This window comes from Chryseobacterium limigenitum, from assembly GCF_900114875.1.
Lineage (GTDB): Bacteria > Bacteroidota > Bacteroidia > Flavobacteriales > Weeksellaceae > Chryseobacterium > Chryseobacterium limigenitum.
In genome coordinates this window covers 146,184-161,060 of sequence record NZ_FPKW01000007.1, presented here as the reverse complement: position 1 = coordinate 161,060, position 14,877 = coordinate 146,184, and the positions used below count along the sequence as shown (strand labels likewise).

The window sequence follows — 14,877 nt, the reverse complement described above, 5'->3', positions numbered from 1 at the left end:
TATAAATAATCTTTTATAGTAATGAAAAATAACAAAATTGCATCATTACTTTTTGTTTTGTCTGCAGGAAGTATGATGTTTGCACAGGATGACTTAATCAATAAGTTAAAAAACAATCAATCTCAAAATGCCAATTTTAAATTCACGACTTTAAAAGACGTGGGGGCAACTTCAGTGAAAAACCAAGGTTCATCAGGAACTTGCTGGAGTTATTCAGGAAACTCTTTCCTTGAATCTGAAATGCAGAGAATGGGTAAAAAGCCTGTGGATTTGGCAGAAATTTTTACGGCAAGAAATTCTTATCACGATAAAGCAAAATTATACGTTCTTAATAACGGAGCAATCAGCTGGGGAGACGGAGGAGAATTACATGATGTAGTGAATATGTACAAAAAGTACGGAGCTGTACCTCAGGAAACTTATACAGGTTTGAAAAACGGACAAACAACCAACAATTTCAAAGAAATGCAGGATAAATTAAAGCCTGTGTTGGATAGTTTGGTTCAGGCAGCTACAAAAGGAAAACTTTCTGATAACTGGATGGATTCTGTAGATGCAATCTTAGATGAATATTTAGGAAAAGTTCCTGCTAACTTTACGTATGAAGGGAAAAATTATACGCCAAAAACTTTTGCTAAAGAAGTTGTAGGCATCAATCCTGAAGATTATGTAGAAATTTCTTCTTACAAAGATTATCCATACTACCAGAAATTTGTAGTTCCGATTCCTGATAACTGGAGCCATGATTCTGACTGGAATGTTCCAATGAAAGACATAACAGCAATCGTTGATAACGCAGTAAGCAAAGGATATTCTGTAGGTTGGGCAACTGACGTTTCTGAGCCTTATTTCTCATACAAAAATGGTGTAGCCTATGTTCCAGATATGGATTTAGACCAGATCAATACTGAAAACAAAGGAACTTTATTCACTGAGCCTAAAAAAGACAAAACGATCACAGAAGATATGCGTCAAAAAGCTTTGAATAACCTTTCCACAACCGATGATCATGGGATGCATATCGTAGGATTGGCAAAAGATCAATCCGGAAAAGAATATTACATGGTTAAAAACTCTTGGGGTGTAACCAACGATTTTGAAGGATATATTTATGTAACAAGACCTTATGTTGAGTACAAATCAACAGCAATCTTGGTTCACAAAAATGCTATTCCAAAGAATATTTTAAAGCAATTGAAACCAACTGAAAATATTGGTTTATAAGAAATCACTGTTGTCATTTATTTGACAATTTTAGATATTTAAATCTGTTAATAAACCGTTCTCATTTTTTGGGAACGGTTTTGTTTTAGTTAAAAAATTAATCATATATTTGTGATTAATCAACAAATTAAAAATATGAAAAATATGAAAAATATGAAAAATCTAAAAAAATTATTAAAATCTGATTTGAAAAAAATCAATGGCGGAAATGCACCGGATTGTCCAGCCGGAACAACTGCATGCTATATTCCACCTAAAAACGGACTTCCTTCACGCTGGAAATGTCTTTCAGACACCATGGAATGTCCGGGTTAAAAACCAACTAAAAACCGCTTCCAGAAATTCCGGAAGCGGTTTTGTTTAAAAAAATAATTAGGTAGAAAATTTAATATAAATAAGTGAATTGTCAGTGGTTTACAATGCTAATAATCTAACAGCGAAGTAAATTCACAACTCAATAATTGTCTTTTTTAATAAAGTACTCCTAAACTTTCAGCTGAAAAATTTAAAAGATCCTCTGTATTTCCTTCTTTTACTTTTTTCACCCATTCCGGGTCTTGTAAAAGGGCTCTTCCGACTGCAACAAGATCAAAATCTCCTCTTTCCAGTCTTCTGATTAATTCTGATAAATCTGCTTTTTCAGTTCCCTGTCCTGCAAATGCACCCATAAAATCTCCTTCAAGACCTACGGAACCTACGGTAATTGTTGGCTGTCCTGTGATTTTTTTAGCCCAACCTGCAAAGTTTAAATCAGAACCTTCAAATTCAGGCTCCCAGAAACGGCGCTGTGAACAATGGAAAATATCTACTCCCGCTTCTTTTAAAGGCAATAACCATTCTTCCATTTCAGCAGGTGTTGTTGCCAATCTGGATTTATAATCCTGTTGTTTCCATTGAGAAAGACGGATAATAATGGTGAAATCCGGCCCAACTGCAGCTCTGATTGCTTTCACGATATCAACCGCAAATTTGCTTCTTTCTTTCAATGTTTTACCACCGTATTCGTCGGTTCTTGTGTTGGTTACTTCCCAAAAGAATTGATCGATCAAATATCCGTGAGCTCCGTGAATTTCAAGAACATCAAATCCAAGATCTTTCGCAGATTTTGCAGAAGCTGCAAACTGAGCAATGGTATCCTGAATATCTTCCAACGTCATTGTAGAAGCCTTTTCCATATCAACTAAAGGGTAATCTTCAGAACTTCTTGTATCACCTACATGCCAGATCTGAGGACCCATCTTTCCGCCATTTTCATGAACGGCATCGATTACGTTTTTCCAGCCGTTTAATGCTTCAGTTCCATAAAAATCAGGAATATTCTGCATATTTTTTGAACCGGGTCTGTTGATTACTGTACCTTCAGAAAGAATCAAACCTACTTCTGAAGCCGCTCTTCTTGCGTAATAATCTGCGATTTGCTGAGTGGGTACTCCGTTATCAGATTGCGCTCTTGTCATCGGAGCCATTACCACTCTATTTTTAAGTTGAAGATTTTTATAACTAAATGGACTAAATAATGCGTCTATACTCATTTTGCAATTATTTTATATTTAACATTTTTAAATTGTTACACAAAGTAACTAATAATAGTTCGTATTTGTATCTTATGTAGAAAAAAAAGTGGTAACTTCGCAGTAACTTACATTAGTAACTTAAAAGTAACGTATGGTAAAGAGTGAATTAATGAAATACAGCTGCCCTCTAGGCAAAGCAATGTCTGCATTGGGAAGCAAGTGGAAACCAATTATTGTATTGGTGATCAAAGACCGTAAACTTCGTTTTGGAGAGCTTGCCGTAAGAATTAATGTGATCTCAAGAAAAGTTCTGACCGATCAGTTAAGAGAAATGCAAACCGACGGATTGATCATCAGAGAAGAGTTTAAAGAACTTCCTCCAAGAGTTGAATATTCGCTGACAGAAAAGGGTTTGGCGCTGTTGCCGATTTTGTATCAATTGGAAGAATGGGAAACGAAATATCATGTTTATGATCCTCAAAAAGAGAAGGATTGTAAAATGATTATGGAAGAGAAGAAAATAAAAAAGACTGTCGTTTGATAGTCTGATTTTTATTTGTTAATGATTAATTTATTAAGTTTTATTTCAATACTTTCAGGATAATTACCATTAATGTAATCAACAAATCCTTTTTTTATAACCGCTTTTGAGCCAGCTCTTGGAATTGAATCATTATATTTAAAATAAAGAGTATCATTCTTTAATTCATAAATTCCTTTATAAATATCTTTATCTCGCATCATTCCTTGAGAAATAAACTCAAAGCTTTTATCATCATACATTTTTAAATAAATCCAGCCTAGAGGGGCTTCTCTATCTGCCAACAAAACAGCTTTTTTTTCATTCTTACAGTTTATTAATAATAAAAAGATTAAATATAAAAATCTGATTTTCATTGATTCTGAATTTAAGTGATTTTAACAAATATAAATCAAAAAAAACGCCTCCAAAAGAAAGCGGTTTCAAAATTTATCTAAAATTCCAATTAAAATATCGCAGGATATTTCCCAGGATTTGTTTCATTAAATAGAGCATAAATTCTCTCAACCATATCATCAGAAGATGGCTTGCTGAAATAATCTCCATCACTTGCATACGCGGGTCTGTGATCATTTGCAGCGATCGTCAACGGGTCAGAATCCAAGAATCTGAATGCTTTTTGCTTCTCTAAAATCTGTTGAAGAATAAACGCTGAAGTTCCGCCTTCCACATCTTCGTCGATTACGACTAATCTGTTGGTTCGCTTTACACTTTCAGCAATTTCATTTGTTAAATCGAAAGGAATTAATGACTGAACATCAATAACTTCTGCAGAGATTCCCAGTTTTTCCAATTCTTCGGCTGCTTCCATTACAATTCTCCAAGTCGAACCGTAAGTTACCAAAGTAACATCTTTTCCTTCTTTTGTCACCTCAATTTTTCCGACAGGAACAGTGAATTCACCTAAGTTATCAGGTTGTTTTTCTTTTAATCTGTATCCGTTCAGACATTCAACAATAATAGATGGATCATCACTTTGAAGCATTGTGTTGTAGAAGCCGGCAGCTTTCGTTAAGTTTCTTGGTACCAATACCAAAATACCTTTTGAAAGATTCAGAATTCCCGCCATTGGAGAACCAGAATGCCAAACTCCTTCCAATCTGTGACCTCTTGTTCTGATGATTACAGGTGATTTCTGACCACCTTTTGTTCTGTACTGAACCGTCGCCAAATCATCACTCATTCCCTGTAAACAGTACAGAATATAGTCTAAATACTGGATCTCAGCGATTGGTCTTAAACCTCTCATCGCCATCCCAATACCTTGACCAAGAATTGTCGCTTCACGGATTCCTGTATCAGCAACACGAACGTCACCGTATTTTTCCTGCATTCCTTCAAGACCTTGGTTTACGTCACCGATATTTCCGGCATCTTCACCAAAGACTAAAGTTTCAGGATATTTTTCGAATATTTTATCAAAGTTATTTCTTACCACTACTCTTCCGTCCACATCTTCAGAAGCATCAGAATAGATTGGTTTGATTTCTTTTACATTTTCAGCTTTCCACTGAGATTGAGAGTATAAATGAGAAGAATAATTATCTTTTTCAACCTCAAAGATCTCGTTGTATTTCTGCATCAATTGATTTCTTTCTGCAGAATTTGTTCCTCTTGTTGCCAATAAAGATCTTCTTACCAAATGGAAAACATCTTTTTTAGCTTTTGAAACTAATTTATTGAATTGATTAATATAATTTTCAATTTCAGTATTCTGTCCTTTAAGATTTTCAACTAAAGGTAAAACTGATTGAATTAAATCCGTAATTGTTTTCTGATAACTTTCCCAAGCCGATTTTTGTCCGGCCTTTACAGTTTTTTTGGCTTCTTCATCTATTGCATCCAATTCTTCAACAGAAGCAATGATTTCTTCTTTTCCTTCAATTTCGATTGAATAATTCAAGATCCATTCTCTGAATTTCACCAATCCGTCAAATTGAGATTCCCAAGCCAAACGATCTTCATTCTTATATCTTTCGTGAGATCCTGAAGTTGAGTGACCTTGAGGCTGTGTAACTTCAATGACATGAACTACCACAGGAACGCTTTCCATTCTTGCAAATTGTTCAGCTCTTGCATAGGCATCCAATAATGCAGGATAATCCCAGGCTTTCACCTGAATGATTTCGCAACCTTGGTTTTCGCCTTCTTTTCTTTGGAAACCGCTTAACATTTCAGAAATGTCAGCTTTTGCTCTCTGATTTTTGGTTGGAACTGAAATTCCGTAACCGTCATCCCAAATAGAAACAATCATCGGAACCTGAAGCGCACAAGCCGCATTCAAAGTTTCCCAGAAATGACCTTCTGCCGTAGAAGCATCCCCGATCGTTCCAAAAGCAACCTCGTTACCTTCTTTTGAGAATTTCTCAGAACCGTCAAATTTTACTGATTTATATATTTTTGAAGCCTGCGCCAATCCTAATAATCTAGGCATCTGTCCGGCAGTTGGAGAAATATCTGATGAGATATTTTTTTGAGCGGTAAGATCTTTCCAGCTTCCGTCTTCGTTTAAGCTTCTTGTTGCAAAGTGCCCGTTCATCTGTCTTCCGGCCGATGCCGGCTCTCTTTCAACACTTGTATCTGCGTATAATTGTGCAAAGAAACTTCCAACTGTCAAAGCATCAATAGCTAGTGCAAAAGTCTGGTCTCTGTAATATCCTGAACGGAAGTCTCCATTTTTGAAAACTTTCGCCATTGCCAACTGTGGTAACTCTTTACCGTCACCAAAAATACCAAATTTAGCTTTTCCTGTAAGAACTTCTCTTCTGCCCAGATAAGACATTTCACGAGAGATTCTTCCTAATTTGTAATCTTCAAGTATTTGATTTTTAAAATCTTGAAAGGAAATCTGCTGAGTTTCAATATAGGTTGTTTGCATAGCCAATATAAAAAATTTTTAGTTTTCGAAGTATTTTGCTAATATACACTTTTTAAATTAATTTTAATTTTTAATAATCTTTTTTAAAAATTTGATAATAAAAAAAATTGTGTTTATCTTAGAATAAATTTGTAAAGATGGAAAAAAAGTCGGGTCATATCCTTAATGCATCGAGTAACCTTTTAGGGTTTTCATTGCTAATTATTACTTCTTTAAAAATCACTAAATTAAGTGGCAATACCCATTTAGATGAATTTGCAGGTGTTGCATGTATCCTTTTTTCATGCAGTTGCTTCTTCTCATTTCTGTCTATCAGAACGAAAAATGAAAAGCAGGAAACGAAGCTTGAGACCATTGCGGATTATTTATTTTTATTCGCGTTATTTTGTATTGTTCTGGCTGTTATAATTGTAACTGTAAGGATTATTTAATTTGATTTTTTCAGTAGATCAAACAATTTAACATAATAATTAAAGCATTTTTATCTAAAGATTAAGACTTTCTGATATAAATCTTAATTGCTTTATTCAATTATTAAAAAAATATTTAATGATTTTTTTATTATGAATTTTAAGTAAGTATTATAATAATTTCATCGTTCTGTGATAAATCCAGAATACTTTTAACTATGCAAACCACCATTCCAAAGAAGCAACACAATAAAATAACTCATCTTCCTATGACTTACCCTTACATAATATATCAAATTTTAGTGAAATTATTAAATTATTCACAATAAACCAATGTTAAAACGCCAATAATATTGATTTATTACTAAAAAAACTACTATGTTTGTAAAATATTTTACAAAACATACACAATGAAAAAACAAATTATTTTGCTCGCAACATTATTAATTACTGGCACCTATTATGCCCAAGTTGGTATAAGAACAAGTAATCCACAGACAGCCTTACACGTAGATGGAGCTAAAGACAATGCTGCTACTGGTGCACCAACCGCAGCTCAACAACTTAATGATGCAGTTGTAACTTCAACCGGAAGTCTTGGCTTAGCCACAATATCCCCAACAGAAAAGCTCGATGTTGCTTCAGGCAATGTCCGTATTCGTGATATCAATACAAATATAGGTGTTGGAGGTAGCGACAGAGTTGTTGTTGCAGATGCTACGGGGATTTTAAAGACTATAAACTTTAATGCGTATGGCTTATTCCATTCACGTTTAACAGCAGCACAGAGTCTTGCTGTAAGTACTGTAACAACCTTATTATTTAATTCTCCGTTATCGACTTCTCCTTACTACACCTATAATACAAGTACCGGAGCCTTGACTTTCAACCAACCTGGAAACTATATTGTTACATTACAGGCAAGTTTCACAGATTGTGCTGCCGGAACACAGTTAGTTTTAGGGATAAGACCAATACCAGATGCTTCTTATTTGGGAAGAGGAAGTCATTATACTGCTATTGCAACTGCTGGAACTATTGGAGAATTAATGAGCTATACAACATTAATAGTAGCACCAACCGCTGGATATCAGATCCGATTTACTGCGGCGTCAAATGCAACTTCTACCGTGCTAGCCACAGAAACAGGAGGTACAGGAAGTGGAAACGTAACAAACGTGACGATACAGAAAATTTAAAATCCTAAACCTAATAAACAAAAAAGCGGAACTTGTATTAAGTTCCGCTTTTTTATGGTAAATATTTTTTATTAAAATTTTCTTTCAATAACATAATCCAGCATATTATGTAAAGATCTTCTAACCTCAGTATCAGGAAATTCATTAAGAATATCTTTTGCTTTCTGTTGAAACTCTTTCATTATTTTGATAGAATATTCCAAACCTCCGGAACTTTTAACAAAGGCAATAAGCTCTTTCACTCGCTTCTGATCGTTATTGTATCGTTTTATCGTATTGAAATAATACTTTTTGTCTTTTTCGCCGGCAATTTTCAGGGTATGAATCAATGGTAAGGTCATCTTCTGTTCCTTAATATCAATTCCTACAGGTTTTCCGATAACGTTTGAACTTAAATAATCAAATAAATCATCTTTAATCTGAAAAGCCATTCCTGTATATGTTCCGAAATCCTGCATTTTCTTAGCAAGAGTTTCATCAGCATTATTGGACAAAACACCTATTTCACAACAGGCAGCAATTAAAGTAGCCGTTTTCTGACGGATAATTTCGTAATAAACATCTTCCGTGATATCTAATTTTCTTGCTTTTTCCAATTGAAGAAGCTCTCCTTCAGACATCTCACGGATCGTTCTTGAAATAACGGCCAACAGATCGTAATCTTTATGGTCTGTAGATAATAAAACCGATTTCGACAAAAGATAATCTCCAACCAAAACAGCAATTTTATTCTTCCATAACGCATTGATTGAGAAGAAATTACGTCTTTTAAAACTTTCATCCACCACATCATCATGAACCAGCGTTGCTGTATGTATCAACTCGATCATGGAAGCTCCGCGATAGGTCTTTTCGTTTACATCGCCAATTAATTTGGCACAAAGAAATACAAACATCGGACGCATCTGTTTTCCTTTAGTAGTAACGATAAAACGAGTTACTTTATCTAATAAAGGCACTTTGCTTTGCATTGATTCATAAAACTTCTGTTCGAAAAGTTTCATTTCCTCATTGATCGGTTGTTTGATGTCTTCTACAATATTTGCCAAAATCTACGAATGATGGATAATAATTATTAATATCACAAAGATAATTTTTTTCAGTCAATTTTAAGTGATATTAATCTTAGAGTTTATCTTTCGGAATAAAATAAAAACTCTGCTTTGCACCTCCCAATGGTGAACTGAATTTTTCACCGGAAATATAAACTCCTTTTTCATCAACAGCAATGCCTTCGATCTGACCGATTGACAAAGAACTTCCGAGATAATAATGCTTGGGGGTTTGCTTAAAAAAGATTCCGGATTCCGTTTCTTCAAATACATCCAAAAACACTTCTGTTTTCTTTGTATAGCCTATTAAATAAAGCTTTTTATCAAAATAAGAAGCATCAGTAACAACGAAATTGGTTTTATATGACTCCATTTTTTCGGCTACTTGTTTTTCTGAAATTTCAGGATCAACAATATAATGTGAAACCGATCTTGACGCCCATTCTTTTGAAAAAATATGAAGTTTTCCGTTTAAATAAATCATCGCTTCTGCATCATAATCGGTATTGGTATATTTAGGAATAAATTCCGTCTGGTCGGGATAATAAAATGAAATTATTTTAACAGAGTCGCTTTTCAAATCATTATTTTGAAAAGGAACTTTATAGATCTCCAAATCTCGTCTTGTTCCGCCATTGTTCCCAAAATCTCCGATGTAGAAATATTTTCCGTCATTTGCAAGAGCTTCCCAATCTTTATTTTTAGCATTAATTTTTAAGGTATTGAGAATATTTCCAGAATTTTTATCAATTTCAAAAAGTTCGGGAGCATTTCCGCTGTCATTGAAAGTGTACAATTTTTCATTGAAAAAACTTAAACCGGACGTTTCCTTTAATTTTTCATCAAGGTAATTGATTCTGTATTTTCTTATTTTAAGAAAATCAGATTGTTGCGAAAATGAGAATGCGGAAATTACGGTTGTTATTATTAGGAAAAGCTTTTTCATGGAGTAAAAATAATCTTTTTTAAATTTTCATTTAAACACGAATAGCACAGATTTTTGCACAATTTCACCAATTTAAACATTCACTTTGTCATTCCGCAGGAGTCTAGACTCTACAATTAGCGTTGAGATTCTTCCTTCGTCAGAAATCGAAGATTCGGCGTAGTCAATGATAAACTGTGTGGTAATGTAATCCTTAGAAGAGATTTGTAAAATTTGTGCAAAAATCTGTGCTATTAGTGTTTAGAAATTAAGCTGATTCTTTCAGTTTTTGTTTTCTGGTCTGCTTTTCCAAATGCTCCCTTTGATATTGTCTTACCGTTTTTCCGGTTCCATCGTGTCTCCAACCGGGAGAATTAAAAAGATAATTGATTCGGTCTGAGAATTTTAAATTCGGCTGTTTGATATCTTTCCAAATCTTTCTCCATTCATAAAAAAGAACTGTATCAGGTTTGTTGTCGGGCATCTTTGGGTAAATTCCGTATTTCACAGGAACATTGGGATCTTCTTTTTCAAAAGTTCCGAAAATTTTATCCCAGATAATAAGACACATTCCCATATTTCTGTCGAGATATTTAATGTTACAGGCATGATGAACACGGTGATGGGAAGGCGTTACCAAAATATATTCTAAAAAGCCCATCTTTTTTATTGCTTGCGTATGAACCCACGTTCCGTACACCTGACCGATCGCATAAACAACCATAATATGCCAGGGATTAAAACCCAGAAAAGCCAACGGAGAGAAGTATAAATATCGGTAAAGCGGTTGCAAAACAGGACTTCTGAAACCTGTCGTCAGATTAAAATATTCTGAACTGTGATGTGTAATATGCACCGCCCAAAACGCTCTTGAATGATGATCAACATAATGAAGAACATAATATGCAAAATCTGTAATCACAAAGCAAATCAACCAATACCAGATTGTAAAATCCCAAGAAAAAATTCGGTGATTATAGAAGAAAAACATGACGCCCATCGCGGAAACCTTCATCAAAAGATCCAGCCCAAAATTCATCAAGGCAAGAAAAACACTTGTTGCAACATCTTTTCCGTTGTATAATTTGGCTTCAGAAACATGGCTGTAAATCATTTCCGCCAAGATAACCGCAGCCAGAATCGGGATAGACCAAGCATAGACATTTTCTAATCCGTCTTCACCTAAAAAATAATCCGTCATTATACATTAGTTTTATACAAATGTAGGATTTTAAGAAATCGTTAAAAATTAATTTTGATTTTTTAATGAAATTTTAATGAACAGCATCAGCCGTTTTGTTGGCTAGCTGCCCGCAAGCCGCGTCAATATCTCCTCCTCTACTTTTACGGATCATTACAGTGATTCCTGCATTTTCAAGCTGACGAACATAGTTCTCTTCTGCCTGTTTGTTGCATTTATCATATTTTCCGTCGCCAATCGGGTTGTATTGAATTAAATTAACCTTGGAAGGAACCTGCTTGCAATATCTGATCAAAGCTTTAATATCTTCATCCCCATCATTAATACCTTTCCAAACGCAATATTCAAAAGTGATTACTGAACCTGTTTTTTTGTACCAATATTGAAGAGAATCCATAATATCCGTTAATGGAAATTTATCCGAGAACGGCATGATCTCGTTACGCTTAGATTCAATTGCTGAGTGAAGGGACAACGCCAATTTCACACGCAAATCATCATCAGCCAACATTTTAATCATCTTCGGAATTCCCGATGTAGAAACGGTAATTCTTCTCGGAGACATTCCCAAACCTTCCGGCTGGGTGATTTTTCGGATGGCTTCCACTACGTTTTTGTAATTCATCATCGGCTCTCCCATTCCCATAAAAACAATGTTGGAAAGCGGTCTTTCGAAATACATTTTACTCTGGCTGTCGATCAGGGCAACCTGATCTACAATTTCAGCAACTTCAAGATTTCTCATTCTTTTCAGTCTTGCTGTGGCGCAGAATTCGCAGTTTAATGAGCATCCAACCTGTGAAGAAACACAAGCTGTGGTTCTTGTTTCTGTAGGAATCAAAACAGATTCTACCAACAATCCGTCGTGAAGTTTCACTCCGTTTTTGATGGTTCCGTCTGTGCTTCTTTGAAGAAGATCAACAGAAACAGGATTTATAGTATATTCTTCGGAAATTTTTTCACGAAGTGTTTTCGAAAGATTCGTCATTTCATCAATCGAATGGAGATTTTTACTCCACAACCAGTCATAAACCTGTTTCGCACGAAACGGCTTTTCTCCTAAAGTCAAAAAATAGTCTTTAAGCTGGTCCAGTGATAAAGTACGGATATCTTTCATTTGAGGGTTTAGGTATTAGGACTTAGGATCTAGGGACAAACTAAGCCCTAAATCCTATTTCCTATTATCTTTTTATAAAATTAACATTGCGTCACCGTAAGAATAGAACTTATATTTCTCTTTTACGGCTTCTTCATAAGCCTGCATAATGAAATCTCTTCCTGCAAACGCTGCAATCATCATCAATAAAGTTGATTTTGGCGTATGGAAGTTAGTAATCATTGTATTGGCAACTCCGAAATCGTGAGGCGGATAGATAAATTTATTCGTCCAACCGTTGAAAGCAGAGATTTTTTTGTTTGAAGAAACAGAAGTTTCCAATGCTCTCATTGTAGTAGTTCCTACCGCACAAACTCTTCTGTGTTCGTCTACTGCTCTGTTGATGATGTCTGCATTTTTCTCATCGATGATGATCTCTTCAGACTCCATTTTATGTTTAGAAAGATCCTCAACTTCAATCGGGTTGAAAGTTCCTAATCCTACGTGAAGCGTAACCTCAGCAAAATCAATCCCTTTGATCTCTAATCTCTTCATTAAATGTCTTGAGAAGTGTAAACCTGCAGTTGGCGCCGCTACAGCACCTTCAATTTTAGCATAAATTGTCTGATATCTTTCAGCATCTTCAGGCTCTACTGCTCTTTTGATGTATTTTGGAAGTGGAGTTTCTCCTAATTCTTTTAATTTAGTTCTGAATTCTTCGTAAGAACCATCAAATAAGAATCTCAGCGTTCTACCTCTGGAAGTAGTATTATCGATAACTTCAGCAACCAAAGATTCATCTTCTGTAAAGAATAATTTGTTACCAATTCTGATTTTTCTTGCCGGATCTACCAGAACATCCCAAACGCGAGTCTCTTTATCAAGCTCTCTTAAAAGGAAAACTTCAATTTTAGCTCCTGTTTTTTCTTTATTTCCGTAAAGACGTGCAGGGAAAACTTTAGTATTGTTGAAAATAAATAAATCTTTTTCATCAAAATAATCAACCACATCTTTAAATAACTTATGTTCGATAGTTTGTGTTTTTCTGTCAAGAACCATTAATCTAGCCTCATCTCTGTGCTCTGATGGATGTTCTGCCAATAATTCTTCAGGAAGATCAAAATTAAAATCTGATGTTTTCATTTTTTAAATTACGGTTTAAAAATTTAATGAAATTACAAGGTGTAATTTTCGAGTTGCAAATATACGACATTGGATACCCCTTTGTCAAGTATTATTTAACATGATATTAAAAACCGTAATATCACGGTACTTTTCGAGCGGAAAAAAGTTTATTTTTGAGAACATTAAAAAATTAAACTTTAAACACATGAGTAAGTATTCAATTGAAGCTTTCGTTAACGAAACAAAAGAGAATCCGCAGGAAAGAGATTATTTTGAACTTGAAAAACCGCAACTTTTAGAAATCAACCTTAATAACCAATCTGTATGGACCAAAGCAGGAAGTATGGTAGGATACGTTGGAAATGTAAAATTTGAAAAGCAGGGAATGCTTTCCGGCGGACTGGGAAATCTTTTGAAAAAAGCAATCAGCGGTGAAGGGGCAAAACTGATGAAAGCGGAAGGAACAGGAAAATTATATGTTGCAGATTCAGGAAAAAAAGTTCGTATCCTGTATTTAAACAACGAATCTGTCTGCGTTAACGGAAATGATGTGCTGGCTCACGAACAAAGCATTAAAAATGACATCACGATGTTAAAAAGTGTTGCAGGAATGATGTCTGGCGGATTATTTCAGGTAAAACTTTCAGGAACGGGGCATATTGCAATCACAACTCACGGTGATCCGCTTACTTTATTGGTTACTCCAGATGCGCCTGTTTTCACAGATCCGAACGCAACTGTTGCATGGTCCGGAAACCTAAGCCCTGAACTGAAAACCAATGTATCTTTCAAAAGCCTGATCGGAAGAGGAAGCGGAGAAGAATTTCAGATGAAATTTTCAGGTCATGGCTGGGTGCTTATTCAGCCTTATGAAGAAATTTATACTATAGAGAAATAATTATTGATGATTATTTTATCAAACACAAAAGATATTAAATATTTAAACAAGATGAGAGAAAAAATATTAACTTCATACTACGGAAAATAATACTACAAAGAAATTTGTTCTTTAAAAAGACATACTGTTTAAATATTTATGCAAAAGGTCTGTTTTATAATACAGAACGGATCTTTTGTTTAAAATTAAATAAAAAGATTCGCAGATAGCTATAAAGTGATTTGTCCTAGTTCATAATTTGATACAATTAGCTTTTTAACACCAATATTTTTAAAATAAAAATACACAAATGGATAATTCCCGTAGAAATTTTAAAAATTCAAAATAACTTTCCATTCCTCCAACTTTTTTTCAAAAGAAACCGTGTGTAATGGGCTTGTTGAAGGCAGTAAGTAGATAGGAAGCTTATAATTCTTTCCTAAAATTTTCTGTAGATTTTTATATGATTTTCCGCCATTGCAGAATACAGCCTTCACATTAGGATACCGCTCCAACAGTTCTCCGATCTGATTAGCTTCTTCGTTTTTTATTTCAGAATCTAAACTTCCTTTTCTCTCACAGGAATCGATGACGTCCCAAATGGCGATATGATGTTTCTTTAAAACAATAATTCTTTCAGCATAATTCTCTGTAAACTCTTCATTAAATAATTCAAAAATAATTTTCCAGAATTTGTTTTGTGGATGAGCGTAATATTGCTGTTTTTCTAATGATTTCGCACCAGGAATTGAACCTAAAATTAAAATTTTAGATTGATCATCAATGAACGGTGGAAATGATGAAATTCTGTTTTGCATAATTCAAAGATATAAAT

Annotated in this window: 15 protein-coding genes; 6 read left to right on the top strand and 9 right to left on the bottom strand. The window is 34.5% G+C overall.

Annotated features, from left to right (window positions below; all coding sequences use genetic code 11):
• Nucleotides 1-21: 21 nt before the first annotated feature.
• Nucleotides 22-1,224, top strand: a complete 1,203-nt coding sequence (locus tag BT156_RS10980; protein ID WP_072410040.1) for a C1 family peptidase — start codon at nt 22-24, stop codon at nt 1,222-1,224.
• 153 nt (nt 1,225-1,377) lie between these two features.
• Nucleotides 1,378-1,539: a hypothetical protein gene (locus BT156_RS22070; protein WP_170857296.1), complete on the top strand. Its 162-nt coding sequence runs from the start codon at nt 1,378-1,380 to the stop codon at nt 1,537-1,539.
• 155 nt (nt 1,540-1,694) lie between these two features.
• Here BT156_RS22070 and BT156_RS10970 read toward each other — a convergent pair whose 3' ends face one another.
• The gene (locus tag BT156_RS10970; RefSeq protein WP_072410035.1) at nt 1,695-2,756 is read right to left on the bottom strand and encodes an NADH:flavin oxidoreductase; all 1,062 of its coding nucleotides are present in this window, start codon (nt 2,754-2,756) and stop codon (nt 1,695-1,697) included.
• Between the two features lie 133 nt (nt 2,757-2,889).
• Between BT156_RS10970 and BT156_RS10965 the strand changes: the two genes are divergently transcribed.
• Nucleotides 2,890-3,279 carry a winged helix-turn-helix transcriptional regulator gene (locus BT156_RS10965; protein WP_072410034.1) on the top strand — a complete coding sequence of 130 codons (390 nt, stop codon included), beginning with the start codon at nt 2,890-2,892 and terminating at the stop codon, nt 3,277-3,279.
• Between the two features lie 11 nt (nt 3,280-3,290).
• Here the strand turns inward: BT156_RS10965 and BT156_RS10960 are convergent, their stop codons facing one another.
• Together BT156_RS10960 and BT156_RS10955 are read right to left on the bottom strand one after the other, a co-directional pair.
• Nucleotides 3,291-3,635, bottom strand: coding sequence for a hypothetical protein (locus BT156_RS10960; protein ID WP_072410033.1), 345 nt, complete (start codon nt 3,633-3,635; stop codon nt 3,291-3,293).
• Between the two features lie 89 nt (nt 3,636-3,724).
• A complete protein-coding gene (locus tag BT156_RS10955; protein WP_072410032.1) occupies nt 3,725-6,157 on the bottom strand; it encodes an alpha-ketoacid dehydrogenase subunit alpha/beta in 2,433 nt (810 codons plus the stop codon).
• Nucleotides 6,158-6,294: 137 nt separating this feature from the next.
• Between BT156_RS10955 and BT156_RS10950 the strand changes: the two genes are divergently transcribed.
• Both BT156_RS10950 and BT156_RS10945 read left to right on the top strand, forming a co-directional pair.
• Entirely contained in the window at nt 6,295-6,588 is a 294-nt protein-coding gene (locus tag BT156_RS10950; RefSeq protein WP_072410031.1) for a hypothetical protein, read from the top strand.
• Between the two features lie 389 nt (nt 6,589-6,977).
• Nucleotides 6,978-7,766, top strand: coding sequence for a hypothetical protein (locus BT156_RS10945; RefSeq protein ID WP_072410030.1), 789 nt, complete (start codon nt 6,978-6,980; stop codon nt 7,764-7,766).
• Nucleotides 7,767-7,837: 71 nt separating this feature from the next.
• Here the strand turns inward: BT156_RS10945 and BT156_RS10940 are convergent, their stop codons facing one another.
• From BT156_RS10940 to queA, 5 genes are all read right to left on the bottom strand, one after another.
• Nucleotides 7,838-8,815 (bottom strand): polyprenyl synthetase family protein, encoded by a 978-nt coding sequence (locus BT156_RS10940; RefSeq protein WP_072410029.1) that lies wholly within the window; start codon nt 8,813-8,815, stop codon nt 7,838-7,840.
• Between the two features lie 76 nt (nt 8,816-8,891).
• Nucleotides 8,892-9,764, bottom strand: a complete 873-nt coding sequence (locus tag BT156_RS10935; protein ID WP_072410028.1) for a hypothetical protein — start codon at nt 9,762-9,764, stop codon at nt 8,892-8,894.
• A 247-nt stretch (nt 9,765-10,011) separates the two neighbouring features.
• Nucleotides 10,012-10,944, bottom strand: coding sequence for a sterol desaturase family protein (locus BT156_RS10930; RefSeq protein WP_072410027.1), 933 nt, complete (start codon nt 10,942-10,944; stop codon nt 10,012-10,014).
• 73 nt (nt 10,945-11,017) lie between these two features.
• On the bottom strand, nt 11,018-12,061 hold the full coding sequence (gene rlmN, locus BT156_RS10925) for a dual-specificity RNA methyltransferase RlmN (RefSeq protein ID WP_072410026.1): 1,044 nt from the start codon (nt 12,059-12,061) through the stop codon (nt 11,018-11,020).
• A 72-nt stretch (nt 12,062-12,133) separates the two neighbouring features.
• A complete protein-coding gene (gene queA / locus BT156_RS10920; RefSeq protein ID WP_072410025.1) occupies nt 12,134-13,183 on the bottom strand; it encodes a tRNA preQ1(34) S-adenosylmethionine ribosyltransferase-isomerase QueA in 1,050 nt (349 codons plus the stop codon).
• Nucleotides 13,184-13,370: 187 nt separating this feature from the next.
• On the opposite strand from queA, the gene BT156_RS10915 reads away from it, so the two are divergent.
• Nucleotides 13,371-14,063: an AIM24 family protein gene (locus tag BT156_RS10915; RefSeq protein WP_072410023.1), complete on the top strand. Its 693-nt coding sequence runs from the start codon at nt 13,371-13,373 to the stop codon at nt 14,061-14,063.
• 311 nt (nt 14,064-14,374) lie between these two features.
• Here the strand turns inward: BT156_RS10915 and BT156_RS10910 are convergent, their stop codons facing one another.
• A complete protein-coding gene (locus BT156_RS10910; protein WP_072410021.1) occupies nt 14,375-14,860 on the bottom strand; it encodes a DNA-deoxyinosine glycosylase in 486 nt (161 codons plus the stop codon).
• Nucleotides 14,861-14,877 lie beyond the last annotated feature (17 nt).